Source organism: Nostoc sp. ChiSLP03a, from assembly GCF_034531215.2.
Taxonomy (GTDB): domain Bacteria; phylum Cyanobacteriota; class Cyanobacteriia; order Cyanobacteriales; family Nostocaceae; genus Nostoc.
The window spans coordinates 38,973-54,427 of the sequence record NZ_JAVRBQ020000057.1; the positions used below are offsets into that span (position 1 = coordinate 38,973).

Consider the following 15,455-nt stretch of genomic DNA (forward strand, 5'->3'; position numbering starts at 1 on the left):
GTTAAAGGGAAAAGGAATAAATTTAATCTTTCCCCTTTTCCCCTTACCCCTTCCCCTTTCCCCTTTCCCCATACCCAATGCCCAATGTCCAATGCCCAACTCACCTATTTACTAAGTAGTGGCAAAAGTAATGTCACAAAATAGTAAACTAAAGGAGCTGTGAAAATATAACTATCGGTACGGTCTAAAATACCACCATGACCGGGGATTAATTGCCCAGAATCTTTAACTCCAGCATCCCGTTTGAGCATAGATTCAGTAAGATCCCCTAAAAGACTAGCAATGCCAATCAGCAAACCCAATGCTAAACCTGTGAAAGGGGATTTGGGCAAGTGGAGATAATAGGCTCCTGCTATGGCTACGGCAACACTGGAAGTAATACCAAAGACAGCGCCTTCAACAGTTTTTTTCGGGCTAATGTCAGATAGACGCGTTTTCCCAAAAAATTTGCCAATGGTGTACGCACCGATATCAGCTGCCCAAATACACAAAAAAGTTAGTAATGTGGCTGTAAAACCTTGTGCTAAAGAAGCGGAATTTGCTTTTTCCCAGAAATCTGTCCAGGTTGTGGGCCAGTAACCTCCCAAAGGGAGATTGCTAAAAGCAGCGCTATCAATTGCTCGTAACCGCACCCAGTAACTTGGTAAATAACCGACGTAAAATAGCCCCATAATAGAAGCGGAAACATCAGCGATCGTCGCAAATTTGGGTTGAAACAGCAGGTAAAAACAAATAAGTGTGCCAGCTATTGGCATCACTGCGTCAGCTAAACTGCCATCAAGGGTGCAAATCACCAGCAATACTTGGCTGACAGCCATAGTGGTTTTAGCGGCAGGAGCGATGCCTCTAGCTCGCACCAAATTAAAATATTCCTGTTGACCCAAAAAGATGATAACCGCAAAGATGATGGTAAAGTACCAACCCCCAAAAAGGGTTGCAGAAAGAGCAAGAGCGATCGCAACAATTCCACTAATAATCCGAGACCAAGGCATAGAAGTATTGGGTACTGGGTATTGGGTACTGGGTATTGGGTATTGGGTATTGAGTATTTGGAAAACTTTTTCCCATCTAGTCCTAGTCCCTAGTCCCCAGTCCCTAGTCCCTAGTCCCTAGTCCCCATGCCCCATTCCCTAATCCAGTTTCTCACCACTGAGGATAAAAATGGGATCGACGGCGGTAAAGGTTTGAGAAAAGCCACGTGTCTCTAGGCGGTTAACCGCAGATTGGACGACTTCGATATTTCTAGCCCTTAATAGGGAAAAGCTTTGGGAAATAGCATACAGACTTTCTAGATTAGCAGCTGTGGCTACAACCCGACCGGATGGCGGCAAATAATGCCAAGCTGCTTGCAGTATTTCCTGAATGGGACGACCTCCCTCGATACAAACGCGATGAGGGGTAATTTTGAGGTCATGTAAACATTCTGGGGCGCTGCCTTCAACAACTTCGACATTTTTCACATCAAAGCGATCGCAGTTACGCTTGATCAGACTAGCTACTTCTTCATCTCTTTCGATAGCGATAATCTGTCCGCTTGGACACAATAGCCCCACCTCTACCGGAATTGTACCCGTCCCTGCACCAATATCCCACAAAACGGAATCTGATTTCAGCCGCAGTTGGGCAATCAATAGCAGTCGGACTTCTCGCTGGCTCAGAGGAATTCCTGGCAAATGCTCGAATAATTCATCAGGAATACCGGGGGTAATATAAGGCCAAAGTTGGGAGGGCATAGAATTACGCAATTATACTAAAGATATCGATTTGCCAAATTGAAAAGCTATCAGCTATAAAACTTTTCAACGGTAGCATTATAAGAAAACATAATGATTGGTGAAATATTAAGCGATCGCTACGAAGTTCAGCAGCTATTAGGAAAAAAAGCAGGGCGACGGACGCTATTAGCTCGTGATTTGCAAACTCAGAAATTAGTTGTCATTAAATTACTCTCTTTTAGTAGTGACTTTGAGTGGGATTCACTCAAGTTGTTTGAGCGAGAAGCTGAAACTTTAAAAAACCTAGCACATCCCTCAATTCCTGGCTATTTAAACTATTTTGAGGTAAATTTACCAACCATCAAAGGATTTGCTCTAGTACAAACTTATATTCCTGCACAAACCTTAGAGCAATGTTTACAGACTGGGCGGACTTTTACCGAAGCTGAAGTCAAACAGATAGCCAAAGCACTTTTAGAGATTCTGGTTTACCTACATGAACTACATCCGTCTGTAATTCATCGTGATATTAAGCCTAGCAATATTTTATTGGGGGAGCGTTCTGGAAATAGTGTCGGTCAAGTTTATTTGGTAGATTTTGGCTCAGTGCAAACAGTCCTGGCTAGCGAAACCGGGACAAGAACTGTGGTGGGAACCTATGGCTATATGCCACCAGAGCAATTTGGCGGACGCACTGTTGCAGCATCAGACCTTTATAGTTTAGGCGCAACTTTAATTTACTTGGTGACGGGTACTCACCCAGCCGATTTACCCCAAAAAGATTTTCGCATTCAGTTTGAACAACTGGCTAATCTCAGTCCCAGCTTTAGCAAGTGGTTAAAGTGGATGATTGAACCTAATTTAGAACGGCGTTTGAGTTCAGCTGACCAAGCACTCGCCGCTTTAGAGAAACCACAACCAACAAACTTGCCGATTTTGGTTGTTGGCAAACCAGATGGGAGTAAGATTCAACTAACCAAAAATGGAGATTCTCTAGAAATTATCGTTCCACCATCTGGTTTTGATCCATCAATAATATTTACAGGTTTGTTTGCGATCGTCTGGAATTCATTTATTCTCTTTTGGACAATTGGCGCACTTTCAGCACCTTTTCCTGTCAACATCCCCTTTGCGATGTTTTCACTTCCATTTTGGGGTGCTGGCTTGATGATGGTGTATAAATTTTTCTTTCATTTTTTTGGACGCATCTGCTTACGCCTGAATCCAGAACAAATTTCCCTAACTTGGGAATTGTTTGCTTGGAAATTTTATCGTCCCCGTGCCTCGCCAAGGCAAAGTATTAATAAATTAGTTTATATTCCCAAACATTTTACGAAAGATTCTGAAGGTACGAGAATTGCCGTTCCCGCACAATTGGATATTTGGGTAGGAGTAAAAAAATATCAACTTGGTGGTAGTGATGGTGCAATTAAATCGGAAGCGGAACTGGAATGGCTGGCTCAGGAATTAAGCGATTGGTTAGGTTTGCCAATTACCAATCCAATTAGAAGTTAGTTGCGCCGCCGCTTTGTGGCGAACTTATGGGATGTGAGCCATCAATGTCTATATTTAATTACAGATGCTTTAGAGGAAATTATATGTTTGGACTGGGATGGCCAGAAATAGCTGTAATTAGCATAGTCGCTATTCTAATTTTCGGCCCAAAAAAAATTCCTGAACTCGGAACTGCACTGGGCAAAACCCTGCGAGGTTTTAAGGAGGAGATGAAAACTCCCAGCGAGGAAACCAATCAGGAAGAAGAAAAACAGTAATTAAAAGAGTCAGGAGGAGCCAGCATCCTGCTTTCTCCTGATTCCTGGCTACAGCAAGGTATTCACCACAGAAGAAGGCGCGATCCCATTTTGGGAATCGATGATAGTTGTGCCGGGATTTGGTTGGTGTGTCTCTTCCTTGGCTAAACCACGCAGCTTAATTAACTTAATTGCGCGAGTAACGCTTTCTGGCAAAATGACCACTAGGCTGTTATCAGGAGCCATATCTAAGCCTTTATTGATTGCTTGGGTTTCATCCAGAATTGATTCATAGCGGCTATCAGGCTTAACTTCTGTAATGCCTTGAATAATCAACTGGGCGGCTGAACCCCGTAAGCGTCCGCGTGTATCATCGTCTTCTTTGATGATGATGTAATCAAAAATTTGCGCTGCTAATTTACCCAAAGTAACAAAATCTTCGTCGCGGCGATCGCCTGGTCCACCAATTACGCCAATTCGTTGTCCTGTAGTCCAGTTCCGCACAAAGGAACCTACCGCTTCGTAACTGGCTGCGTTGTGGGCATAGTCTACTAAAGCATGGTAGTTGCCCAAATTAAATAGATTCATTCGTCCCGGTGTTTGGCTAACTGAAGCTCGGAAGGTCTTCAAACCAGCACGAATCTGCTCAATTGTGACGTTTTGTACAAACGCTGCCAAACTTGCTGCTAAAGCGTTGGCAATCATAAACGGCGCACGTCCGCCCATTGTTAAAGGTATATTTTCAGCTCTTTCGATGCGGTGTGTCCAATCACCTTTAACAATTGACAAATAGCCATTTTCATATACTGCTGCTACTCCACCCTTTTGGATATGCTTCCGCACTAATTCCGAATCGGGGTTCATGGTGAAGTAAGCAATATTAGCTTTAGTTTTTTCTGACATCGCAGCGACGCGGCGATCGTCGGCATTGAGTACCGCATAGCCATCAGGGAATACAGCTTCTGCCACTACACTTTTGAGGTTAGCTAACTGTTCAATGGTATCTATATCGCCTATTCCTAAGTGGTCGGCGGCTACATTCAATACTACTCCTACATTTGCGGCTTCAAAGCCCAATCCAGAGCGGAGAATGCCACCGCGGGCTGTTTCTAGTACTGCTACTTCTACCGTAGGATCTTGGAGGATGAGATAGGCACTTTGAGGGCCTGTATTATCGCCAGCTTCTACTAAGTAATCACCGATGTATGTTCCGTCGGTAGTAGTATAACCTACTACTTTTCCCGTTTGTTTATAAATATGTGCTAGTAGTCGAGTCGTGGTGGTTTTGCCATTAGTACCCGTGATGCTGAGAATGGGAATTTGGCTAGATTGCTCGTTAGGAAACAGCATATCCATCACTGCACCAGCGACATTGCGGGGAATACCTACACTTGGGGCAACGTGCATCCGAAAACCGGGAGCAGCGTTAACTTCGACAATCACGCCATCCACTTCCCGCAGAGGACGGCTAATATCTGTGGTGACGATATCGAGTCCGGCGATATCCAAACCGATGATCTTGACTACTCGTTGTGCCAACCACAGATTTTCTGGGTGAATTTCATCGGTACGATCGACGGCACTACCACCTGTACTCAAGTTGGCTGTTGCCCTGAGATAAGAAATAGTGCCTTTGGGTGGCACGCTATTTAGGGTGTAACCTTGCCTTTCTAGCAGCTGGTAGCTGGTGCGGTCTAGTTCAATTTTGGTGAGGACGTTATCATGTCCTTCACCGCGATTTGGATCGAGGTTTGTTTCTTCAATCAGTTCGGCAATGGTGGATCTGCCGTTGCCAATCACATGAGCTGGGACACGTTCGGCTACTGCTACTACTTTGCCATTTACCACCAGTACCCTGTGGTCACGCCCTACGTAATATCTTTCGACAATAATTGACCGAGAAACCTGTCTAGCAGCTTCATAAGCAGCCTCAGCCTCTTCCCAACTTCTGATATCAATGGTGATCCCACGTCCGTGATTGCCATCTAAAGGCTTGATGACGATGGGATAGCCGCCAACGAATTCAATGGCTTGTTCCAAATCGTCTAAGAAGTTGATTACTGTACCTCTGGGTACTGGCGCACCAGCAGCAGCAAGGATACGTTTAGTGGCTTCTTTATCGCAAGCTAGTTCTACGCCCAGAATGCTGGTGTTGTCCGTCATTGTCGCCTGCATCCGCTTCTGGTTCACGCCATACCCTAGCTGAATCAAAAAGCGGGCTTCTAGCGCCATCCAGGGAATACCTCTTTTTTCTGCTTCTTTGACGATCGCTTCCGTAGAAGGGCCTAAGGAAGCATCACGGGAAAAATCTTTCAGGTCTTGGATATCTTGCTCTAGTTCTGCCTTGGGATAACGGCCTCGATCGACGATACTCTGGCACAGCCGTACTGCGGCTCGTCCAGCGTAGCGTCCCGCTTCCTCATTCAGGTACTCGATTACTACTTGGTAAATTCCGGGTGTGGCAGTTTCGCGGGTGCGACCAAAGCCGACATGCATCCCAGCTAATTCTTGGAGTTCTAAGGCTACGTGTTCCACTATATGGCCCATCATAGTGCCTTCTTTGACTCGCATCAGAAAACCACCACGACAGCCAGGGGAACAATAGTGGCCCTCCAGACTTGGCAGCGCCTCAACTAATCCTTCATAAAAGCCAGGGATTTCATTCGAGGGCGTCTCGCCAAGGTTTTCTAAATCGAGGCGCATGACGATCAGTTTGTGGCGTCGAATGCTCCAATAGTTTGGGCCGCGTAATGTCTGGATCTTGAGAATTCTCATGGGAATAGGTAGATGGAGATTCGGAACCAAAATTCTAGTTTCTTACTGGAATTGACCGCTAAACTGTTTACAATGAACAGTTTTTTCTTTTTACATGGTATTCTTATCATTTTTCTACGGTAAGAAATAATAAATGTGCGGTCAACTCAGTGTAACCTCAGATACTCTATCCCGTCAGCTGGAGATTCGGTGTACAGCAGGCAATACAGTCCGCTGGTACAAGTGGAAGCGATCGCCTAAGCTGAGGATATGAAGACGTAAATTATGTACGGTTAAAGGTTCATTAGCACCGACATGGGGTTCGTTAGTATGGGTGAGTTCGGTGGGATCGACAATGGTGACACTGCCTTTGCCCATAACTTGTAGCCAACCATCACGTTCAAACACTGCACAAGTATCTTCGTCAATGCCAATACCTAAGCGATCGGGATGAGCTGCGATCGCACTAATCAGTCGCCCCATCCGATTCCGGTTGTGAAAGTGTTGGTCAACGATTACTTCGGGAATAAATCCCAAACCCGTTGCCATATCCACTAGGGAGCGATTGGGCGTTTCTCCACTCCCGCCGCCAGCAATCATGTGATGCCCCATCACCGCCGCTCCTGCACTGGTGCCTGCTAACGTCAGTTGCCCCGCCCTCACCCGCTGACGAATAATTTCCATTGCTGGCGTATCTGCCAATACACCACAAAGACGTAGCTGGTCTCCCCCTGTCAAAAATACCCCACTACAGGCTTCTAAGGATGCTTTGATCTGGGAGGCTTCACACTGTTCTCGTTCGCGGATGTCTAAAATCTCTACCTTCTGGGCACCCATTTCTTCAAAAATGCGAATATACCGACCACCGATGATGGCAGGTTCGCGAGAGGCAGATGGAATAATTGTAATATAAGCCTTACTAGCACCAGCGCGTCCAAAAAAAGTTCGTAGGATTTCGCGCCCATGAACTTTATCTTCTGCACCTCCGATAACCAGAACGGCGGTTTTAGTTGCTTGGGGTGTCCTCATTTCTAGCGATTTAGCTTGTAATTGCGGCATTTTGGTTCTCCTGTCAACAACTTCAGGAGCCATCGCCTTGGTGTTCGCATAGCGTCTCCGTCAGGAGAGGCAGTCGCTCAGAGAGGGTTTCCCCCATGAGCGACTGCCGTGCATGGTTCCCCGGCTTGTGGCGAATGGCGTGTGAATTCAACAAGGTTCAGTTGCTGATAATTTTTGCGCTTTGCAACTTTTGAGAGGACACTTTTTGGAAGTTTGGAACTGGGGAAAGCCACTCTCCAAATTCTCGCTTCACGCTCGCATTGCCTCAGTCTAAACGTGTTTGTTCCCATTCCTCTCTGGCCAACGCCTTGTTTTTCATCTGTCCACTTGCAGCAGGGCAAAATAGTCTTTGAGTAGCTAGATTCCCCCTTTAGAGTTGGGGAAAAGCAGTTAAGACTACGCTTTTTTCTGAGGCTGGCTCGATGCATCCTGGAAGTTGTTAACTTGATATGATTATTAATTTAAATGTAGTTGTGACAACATTTAAACATAAATTAAGTAATTAGAAAAACTTTTGATCCCATCTAAAATCCAGGAGGTCTGGTAGTTTTAGATACTATTGATAAAGTTTAACTGGAGTTTAACCCGACCTTGGCTTGCTGGTGTTTGCTAGACATTCAAATTTAAGATTAGTGTCCTCGAATACGAATAACTGTGCGCTTTGATATAGTTACGCTTTTTCCTGACTGTTTTAACTCTGTTCTCAATTCTGGGCTGCTAGGTAAAGCCTTAGCCAAACAGATTGCCGAAGTGCATCTGATTAATCCACGGGACTTTACCACTGATAAACACCGAAAGGTAGACGATGAACCCTATGGCGGCGGCGTTGGGATGCTAATGAAGCCAGAACCTATTTTTACCGCTGTAGAGTCGCTGCCGATTCTACCCCGAAGAGAAGTAATTTTGATGAGTCCACAGGGTCAAACAATTAATCAAGCTCTTTTGAAAGAATTGGCGACAAATTATGACCAGTTAGTAGTTATTTGCGGGCATTACGAAGGAGTGGATGAGAGAGTGCTACATTTGGTAACTCGTGAAGTATCTTTGGGCGATTTTATTCTGACCGGTGGAGAAATTCCAGCAATGGCTTTGATTAATGGCGTAGTGCGGCTAATACCAGGAACCGTAGCCAAAACTGAATCTTTGACAGCAGAAAGTTTTGAGGAGGGGTTATTGGATTATCCCCAATATACTCGTCCTGCGAATTTTCGCGGTTTGAAAGTGCCTGATGTCCTGCTCAGTGGAAATCACGCCGCGATCGCTCGATGGCGTTACGAACAACAAATTCAAAGAACCCGCGATCGCCGCCCCGATCTCCTAGAGAAATTGCAGCAGGGGGAGCAGGAGGAGAATAATAATTTATAACTCCTGACAAATGACAAATGACAAATAACAAATGACAAATGACAAAAATTCGTATTGGTAATGGCTACGATATTCATCAACTAGTGAGCGATCGCCTTTTGATTTTAGGTGGAGTTCAAATTCCGCATGAACTGGGTTTATTGGGACACAGTGATGCTGATGTGTTAACGCACGCGATTATGGATGCCATGCTTGGGGCATTATCCTTGGGGGATATTGGTTATTATTTTCCGCCTAGCGATCCCCAATGGGCGGGAGCAGATAGTTTAGTACTATTAACTCAAGTACATCAATTGATTCGCGATCGAGGCTGGCAGATCGGAAATATTGACTCGGTAGTAGTAGCAGAACGTCCAAAATTAAAACCGCATATTCACAACATGCGCGACAAACTAGCAGCAGTTTTAGAATTACAACCAAATCAAATTGGCATTAAAGCTACTACTAATGAAAAATTAGGCCCTGTTGGCCGTGAAGAAGGGATATGTGCTTATGCTGTCGTCTTACTAGATGCTTCAGAATAACTTTCTTTTAGCCTCTAATAAAGATATTCAAGACTGATTAGGATGGAAATAGATTAGTAATTATGAACTTTTTTAGAAAAATATATTTGGCAATTAAACATTTATGGTTGCCAATAATTTTTACTTCAGCAATAGCACTTACAGTTACTGCCTGCAACCCAGCTAACTTTAAAAGTCCAGCTGCTCAAGTACCGCAATTGGTAAGTAGCATTCTCAGCGATCCCAAAACTTTTAACTACCCTTTGAGTCAAGAGTTTCCCAATGTTTTTCCTCTAATTTACGAGGGATTAATTACCCAAAATCCAATCACTGCTAAAATCGAGCCAGCATTAGCGGAATCTTGGCAAATTTCCGATGATAAATTAAAGATTGTTTTTACTCTACGTGAAGGATTGAAATGGTCTGATGGTCAGCCACTAACAGTAGATGATGTGGTGTTTACCTACAACGATATTTACCTTAACGAAGCAATTCCTACAGATGTGAGAGATGGTTTAAGAATTGGTGAGAGTAGGAAGCTACCTACTGTGCAAAAAGTGGATGAACGTCGGGTTGAGTTTATCGTACCGGAACCCTTTAGACCTTTTCTACTAAGTACAGGTTCGCCAATTTTGCCCGCACACATATTGCAACAATCAGTAAAAACCAAAGACCAAAATGGGAGTCCGATTTTTCTGACAAAATGGGGTGTTGATACTCCTCCGAACGAAATTATTGTCAACGGCCCTTACAAAATAGAGCGCTACGACACGAGCCAGCGTGTGGTCTTCCGGCGCAATCCCTACTACTGGCGCAAGGATGCTCAAGGTAATTCCCAGCCTTATATTGAACGAGTAATTTGGCAAATTGTGGAATCAACAGATACTTCCTTGCTACAATTTCGTTCTGGCGGGTTAGATACTGTAGGAGTGTCGCCAGATTATTTTTCTTTGCTAAAAGTGCAAGAAAAGCAGGGTAATTTCACAATTTATAATGGTGGCCCAACATCGAGTACATCGTTTGTTTGGTTCAATCTTAACAAAGGTAAAAGAGACGGAAAACCACTAGTAGATCCAGTTAAATCTCGGTGGTTCAATAATGTACAATTTCGGCAAGCTATAGCTTATGCAATTGACCGCCAAACGATGATTAATAACACTTTTCGCGGCTTGGGCGTGCCACAAAATTCACCGATTTCTGTACAAAGCCCCTATTATCTTTCCCTTAAAGAGGGGTTAAAAGTTTACGATTATAATCAGCAAAAAGCGAAGGAATTACTACTAAAAGCAGGATTTAAGTACAACAACAATCAGTTAGTAGACGATCGCGGAAATCGTGTCCGTTTCTCTTTGCTTACCAATGCTGGAAATAAAATCCGTGAAGCAATGGGATCGCAGATTAAACAAGACTTGAGCAAAATCGGTATTCAAGTTGATTTCACTCCGTTGGCATGGAATACTTTTACTGATAAAATTTCTAACTCCCTAGATTGGGAAGCTTCTTTGATGGGTTTGACTGGTGGATTAGAACCGAATGACGGTGCTAACGTCTGGGCACCTGAAGGCGGATTGCACATGTTTAATCAGAAACCCCAAGCAGGACAAAAACCTATTCAGGGTTGGGAGATTGCTCCTTGGGAAGCAGAAATAGGGAATCTTTACATTCAAGCGGCACGAGAATTAGACGAAGCTAAAGTTAAAGCGATTTATGCCGAAACACAGCGGATTACTCAGGAAAATTTACCTTTTATTTACCTGGTTAATCCTTATTCAATGTCAGCGGTGCGTAATCGTTTTGAAGGAATAAAATTCTCTGCTCTTGGTGGCGCATTCTGGAATATCGAACAAATTAAAGTAACGGATTAGTCATTAGTCATTAGTCAATAGTCATTAGTTAGTAATTAGTAGCATCTAACAACTGACAACTGACAACTGACAACTGACAACTGATAAGTAACAAAGGACAAATGACCAATGACAAATGACAAAACTTTGCGATCGCTCCTCGTTGCGGTTGCCAATGGTAAAGTTACGCCAGATACGGCATTAGACTCACTCAAAGATTTAACTTATGAATCTGTAGGTGAGTTTGCCAAAATTGACCATCATCGCCAGCTAAGAACTGGTTTCCCAGAGGTGATTTGGGGCCCTGGTAAAACTCCCGATCAAATTGCTCAAATTATCGAGGTGATGCGCCTCCGTAAGCCTGTAGTCATGGCAACCCGCATTGAACCAGCAGTTTATACCACACTGCAATCAAAAGTTAACGGTTTGCAATATTATGAATCGGCGCGAATTTGTGCGATCGCTCCCCTTACTATCGAACCACAATTTGCGGGTGAAATTGGCATTCTTTCTGCTGGTACTGCCGATTTACCCGTTGCTGAAGAAGCAGCTGTCACTGCTGAACTTTCTGGTTTTAAGGTACAGCGCCTCTGGGATGTTGGCGTTGCTGGGATTCACCGCTTATTAAGTAACCGCCACCTGATTGAGTCAGCATCAGTGTTGATTGTCGTGGCGGGGATGGAAGGCGCTTTACCCAGCGTTGTCGCAGGTTTAGCAAGTTGTCCCGTGATTGCCGTACCAACCAGCATTGGTTATGGGGCAAGTTTTGGTGGTTTAGCACCTCTATTGACAATGCTTAACTCTTGTGCTACGGGAGTAGGTGTAGTAAATATCGATAATGGTTTTGGTGCAGCAGTTTTAGCGGGGCAAATTTTGCGAACTGCCGAGAAATTGCGGTTGGCATCGGCTGGATCTTGAGTTAAGACATTAAAGTTATACGCAGTATTTCAGTAGATTATCAGTAATTGATGTAAAAAATAAACTGATAATGAAATTTGCCAGCCCCAACCTCTTAATTACCAAATATGAGCCATTACAGTGATTTGATATCTCAGTTATATTGGCACTTGCCTGTCAATTTAACGGCATTAGCACAAACAATTACCGATCCAAACATTCTCGGTCAGATTCAAAAATTTTGGAGCCACTTTATACAAACAGGTCAAGTCTGGGCATTGTTGATTGGTTTAGTCATTGGCTATATGATTCGGAATCTAACTAGCTACGGTTAAATTTAAAAGTTAGGAGTTGAAAGTGAGGAGTGAGAAGTTAGGAGTCAAAAACTCATAATTCCTCACTCTTAACTCTTAACTCTCGCCCATTCTTTTGATAATTTATGACCAAAAAAGAAACTTGGAGCCAGCGGTTTGAATCAGCGTTGCATCCAGCGATCGCTCGTTTTAATGCCAGTATAAGTTTTGATATTGAATTAATCGAATATGACCTCACTGGTTCTCAAGCTCATGCCAAAATGCTTGCTCACACGGGCATTATCTCCCCAGAAGAAGGAGAGCAACTGGTTGCCGGTTTAGAACAAATTCGCCAAGAGTACCGCCAGGGGAAATTTCAGCCCGGTGTCGATGCTGAAGATGTGCATTTTGCAGTTGAACGCCGACTGACAGAAATTGTTGGCGATGTAGGTAAGAAGGTGCATACAGCGCGATCGCGTAATGACCAAGTTGGCACTGATACTAGACTCTATCTCCGCGACCAAATCCAACAAATCAAAAGCCAATTGCGAGAATTTCAAGGTGTTTTGCTGGATATAGCTGAAAAGCACGTTGAAACCCTGATTCCTGGCTATACCCACCTCCAACGCGCCCAACCCTTGAGTTTAGCTCATCACCTCTTGGCATACTTTCAAATGGCGCAACGCGACTGGGAACGCTTAGGAGATGTTTCTCGCCGCGTAAATATTTCACCTTTGGGATGTGGTGCTTTAGCGGGAACTACTTTCCCCATCGATCGCCACTACACAGCCAAACTATTGAATTTTGACGATATTTATGCTAATAGCCTCGATGGAGTGAGCGATCGCGATTTTGCGATCGAATTCTTGTGTGCTGCTAGCTTGATTATGGTTCACCTCAGCCGTCTTGCAGAAGAAGTCATTCTTTGGTCATCTGAAGAATTTCGCTTTGTCACCCTCAAAGATAGCTGTGCTACAGGTTCCAGTATCATGCCCCAAAAGAAAAACCCCGATGTCCCAGAATTGGTGCGGGGGAAAACAGGACGTGTATTCGGTCATCTCCAGGCGATGTTAGTCATCATGAAAGGGCTACCCCTGGCATATAACAAAGACTTGCAAGAAGATAAAGAAGGTCTATTTGATAGCGTCAACACAGTCAAAGCTTCTCTAGAAGCGATGACAATTTTGCTCAGGGAAGGCTTAGAATTTCGTACCCACCGGTTAGCATCAGCTGTAGCGGAGGATTTTTCTAATGCTACCGATGTAGCAGATTATTTGGCAGCACGGGGCGTTCCTTTTCGAGAAGCTTACAACCTTGTGGGTAAGGTGGTAAAAACTAGTATTGCCGCAGGTAAACTCCTAAAAGATTTGAAATTGGAAGAGTGGCAACAACTACACCCAGCATTTGCAGCAGATATTTATGAGGCGATTTCCCCCCGTCAAGTTGTTGCTGCCCGCAACAGTTACGGAGGTACTGGCTTTGTACAGGTAAACAAAGCCCTCGTAGCTGCCCGCGCTCAAATTGCTCAATAGAGGATTGGGGAACTGGGGAGTAGGACAAGGGAGACAAGGGGAATAACTAATGCCCCATGCCCCATGCCCCATGCCCAATGCCCAATATAAATAAGGGCGTACAAATAAATGTGCGCCCCAAAAGGTAAATAATCCAAACAATAAGGATTTAGGCAGACAACTTATTCAGTGTCAGCTGCTGCTGCGCCTTCTTCTTCCTCATTCTTTGGTGGTCTTTGTTGGAACCTTCTCTGCATTCTTCCTGTCGTAGTCCGTTTACGAAACTTTCTGGCATACGCCTGGTTACGTAGCGCCTTTTCTTTTTTCGGGTTACGGCGCTTGGCCATGTTCACCTCTATTAATAAACAACAAAAAAGTAGGAACTAGGCATCACATAGGCAATATTAGCTACCAATGTTATTGATATAATTTTAGCCTAGTGCAGCAATGAATACGCTTTAAACAGTGTACTAGTCTATCGCATTATACATAAGCTTGTCAATAAAAATTCTGAATTATCCTCGCCAGTAAGATGAAAAATATCTTTTCTGAGATTTTAATCTGTCAACTGACTGTAAATTAGCTCATCAGTTGTTGTTCTTGCAACTAACCAATATTATCAAGAAATAATTCAGGAGTGGGTTATAAAAATTCAATAAGCATAGGTAAGTTTAAGCATAGAGTATAATTTTTGATTTAGTGGTCTTTAATTAATTGTAGGTTTTAAACCCTACTTAAGTGCCTATTATAAGTTCAGAATTCAGAATTTGGAATTTTGACTTATTATTCATATTATTTTTTTAATGTGTTATAAAAATCTATTATTAACAGCTAGTTTCAGCAATACTAATGCTATAGCAGTCCTAAATTAATTGTGAAAACTTCTCTTTCTTTTCTTGGCGCTCTTGGCATCTTCTCTACAAAATGCTTTGTGTTGGCGGTTCGTTAATTTTTACAACTCAAATAGGATTGCTATAGCTATAAACTGAAAATTTACCTGCTTCAAGAAATATCATGTATATATAAGTACAGTGCTTCTCATTAAACTTGATGTTAGAATTGATAATATTCTACGTAAATCGTGAGAATAAAATCTCAATCCACAAACATTTTTGTATAAAACAAAACTCAATAAAATTTTTATTAGTTGAGCTTATGTAAGTGGTAGGGAACTATAGAATACAACACAAAACTTTGAAGATTGAACGTTATTGCTTTTTTTCCGGCAGCAGTAGAGTCCACACGTAGTTTATGGCGTATTGGACAAACAGTATTGGGTATAATATTTCGTCATCCCATTACTGGCACTAGTATCATCCCAATTTTACCCGATGGTCGGATTGTACTGATCCGACGGCGCGACAATGGTCTTTGGTCATTGCCTGGAGGGATTGTAGATTGGGGAGAAGATATTCCCAATACAGTGCGCCGGGAATTAATGGAGGAAACCGGGCTAGAATTGGTGAAAATTAACCGTTTAGTAGGAGTTTACTCTGCACCAGACCGCGATCCCAGAATCCATTCAATTTGTATTGTGGTTGAAGCCGAGGTGCATGGGACAATGGAGATTCAAGACACTTTAGAAGTCATGGAAATCCAAGCTTTCTCTCCCAGTTTACTACCTTCAGGAAAGATGTCTCACGACCATACTCGGCAGTTACAAGACTACTTGAATGGCTTGACAACACTGGCATAATAATATTTTGTCATTTGTCATTTGTCATTTGTCATTGGTTATTTCCACCAAGGTTATGATTTAAGGA

14 protein-coding genes are annotated in these 15,455 nt (G+C 43.4%); 9 read left to right on the forward strand and 5 right to left on the reverse strand.

The annotated features are described in order from the left end of the window. Positions 1–104: 104 nt before the first annotated feature. Both RMY32_RS09800 and cbiT read right to left on the reverse strand, forming a co-directional pair. Positions 105–992, reverse strand: a complete 888-nt coding sequence (locus RMY32_RS09800) for a phosphatidate cytidylyltransferase (protein ID WP_322707807.1) — start codon at positions 990–992, stop codon at positions 105–107. A gap of 138 nt (positions 993–1,130) precedes the next feature. Beyond that, positions 1,131–1,733: a precorrin-6Y C5,15-methyltransferase subunit CbiT gene (gene cbiT, locus RMY32_RS09805; protein ID WP_322686646.1), complete on the reverse strand. Its 603-nt coding sequence runs from the start codon at positions 1,731–1,733 to the stop codon at positions 1,131–1,133. Positions 1,734–1,826: 93 nt separating this feature from the next. On the opposite strand from cbiT, the gene RMY32_RS09810 reads away from it, so the two are divergent. After that, complete coding sequence (locus tag RMY32_RS09810; protein ID WP_322710924.1) at positions 1,827–3,230, forward strand: serine/threonine-protein kinase; 1,404 nt, start codon at positions 1,827–1,829, stop codon at positions 3,228–3,230. 83 nt (positions 3,231–3,313) lie between these two features. Continuing rightward, positions 3,314–3,487 (forward strand): twin-arginine translocase TatA/TatE family subunit, encoded by a 174-nt coding sequence (tatA, locus tag RMY32_RS09815; RefSeq protein WP_094348761.1) that lies wholly within the window; start codon positions 3,314–3,316, stop codon positions 3,485–3,487. Positions 3,488–3,535: 48 nt separating this feature from the next. On the opposite strand, the gene cphA is transcribed toward tatA, so the two are convergent. Further along, on the reverse strand, positions 3,536–6,241 hold the full coding sequence (gene cphA, locus RMY32_RS09820; protein ID WP_322710944.1) for a cyanophycin synthetase: 2,706 nt from the start codon (positions 6,239–6,241) through the stop codon (positions 3,536–3,538). A 174-nt stretch (positions 6,242–6,415) separates the two neighbouring features. After that, positions 6,416–7,279 (reverse strand): cyanophycinase, encoded by an 864-nt coding sequence (locus RMY32_RS09825; RefSeq protein WP_322669800.1) that lies wholly within the window; start codon positions 7,277–7,279, stop codon positions 6,416–6,418. Between the two features lie 654 nt (positions 7,280–7,933). On the opposite strand from RMY32_RS09825, the gene trmD reads away from it, so the two are divergent. The 6 genes from trmD to argH all read left to right on the forward strand — a co-directional run bounded on the left by trmD (position 7,934) and on the right by argH (position 13,713). Beyond that, positions 7,934–8,644 (forward strand): tRNA (guanosine(37)-N1)-methyltransferase TrmD, encoded by a 711-nt coding sequence (gene trmD / locus RMY32_RS09830; RefSeq protein WP_322710925.1) that lies wholly within the window; start codon positions 7,934–7,936, stop codon positions 8,642–8,644. A 38-nt stretch (positions 8,645–8,682) separates the two neighbouring features. Next, positions 8,683–9,168: a 2-C-methyl-D-erythritol 2,4-cyclodiphosphate synthase gene (gene ispF, locus RMY32_RS09835; protein WP_322710926.1), complete on the forward strand. Its 486-nt coding sequence runs from the start codon at positions 8,683–8,685 to the stop codon at positions 9,166–9,168. Positions 9,169–9,230: 62 nt separating this feature from the next. Then, complete coding sequence (locus RMY32_RS09840; protein ID WP_322710927.1) at positions 9,231–11,012, forward strand: ABC transporter substrate-binding protein; 1,782 nt, start codon at positions 9,231–9,233, stop codon at positions 11,010–11,012. Positions 11,013–11,120: 108 nt separating this feature from the next. Continuing rightward, positions 11,121–11,909, forward strand: a complete 789-nt coding sequence (larB, locus tag RMY32_RS09845; protein WP_322710928.1) for a nickel pincer cofactor biosynthesis protein LarB — start codon at positions 11,121–11,123, stop codon at positions 11,907–11,909. Positions 11,910–12,016: 107 nt separating this feature from the next. Then, positions 12,017–12,223, forward strand: coding sequence for a hypothetical protein (locus tag RMY32_RS09850; RefSeq protein ID WP_322710929.1), 207 nt, complete (start codon positions 12,017–12,019; stop codon positions 12,221–12,223). 104 nt (positions 12,224–12,327) lie between these two features. Then, the gene (gene argH / locus RMY32_RS09855; protein WP_322710930.1) at positions 12,328–13,713 is read left to right on the forward strand and encodes an argininosuccinate lyase; all 1,386 of its coding nucleotides are present in this window, start codon (positions 12,328–12,330) and stop codon (positions 13,711–13,713) included. Positions 13,714–13,874: 161 nt separating this feature from the next. On the opposite strand, the gene RMY32_RS09860 is transcribed toward argH, so the two are convergent. Then, on the reverse strand, positions 13,875–14,039 hold the full coding sequence (locus RMY32_RS09860; RefSeq protein ID WP_322697982.1) for a hypothetical protein: 165 nt from the start codon (positions 14,037–14,039) through the stop codon (positions 13,875–13,877). 854 nt (positions 14,040–14,893) lie between these two features. On the opposite strand from RMY32_RS09860, the gene RMY32_RS09865 reads away from it, so the two are divergent. After that, on the forward strand, positions 14,894–15,388 hold the full coding sequence (locus tag RMY32_RS09865; RefSeq protein ID WP_322669806.1) for an NUDIX hydrolase: 495 nt from the start codon (positions 14,894–14,896) through the stop codon (positions 15,386–15,388). The last annotated feature ends 67 nt before the right edge of the window (positions 15,389–15,455 follow it).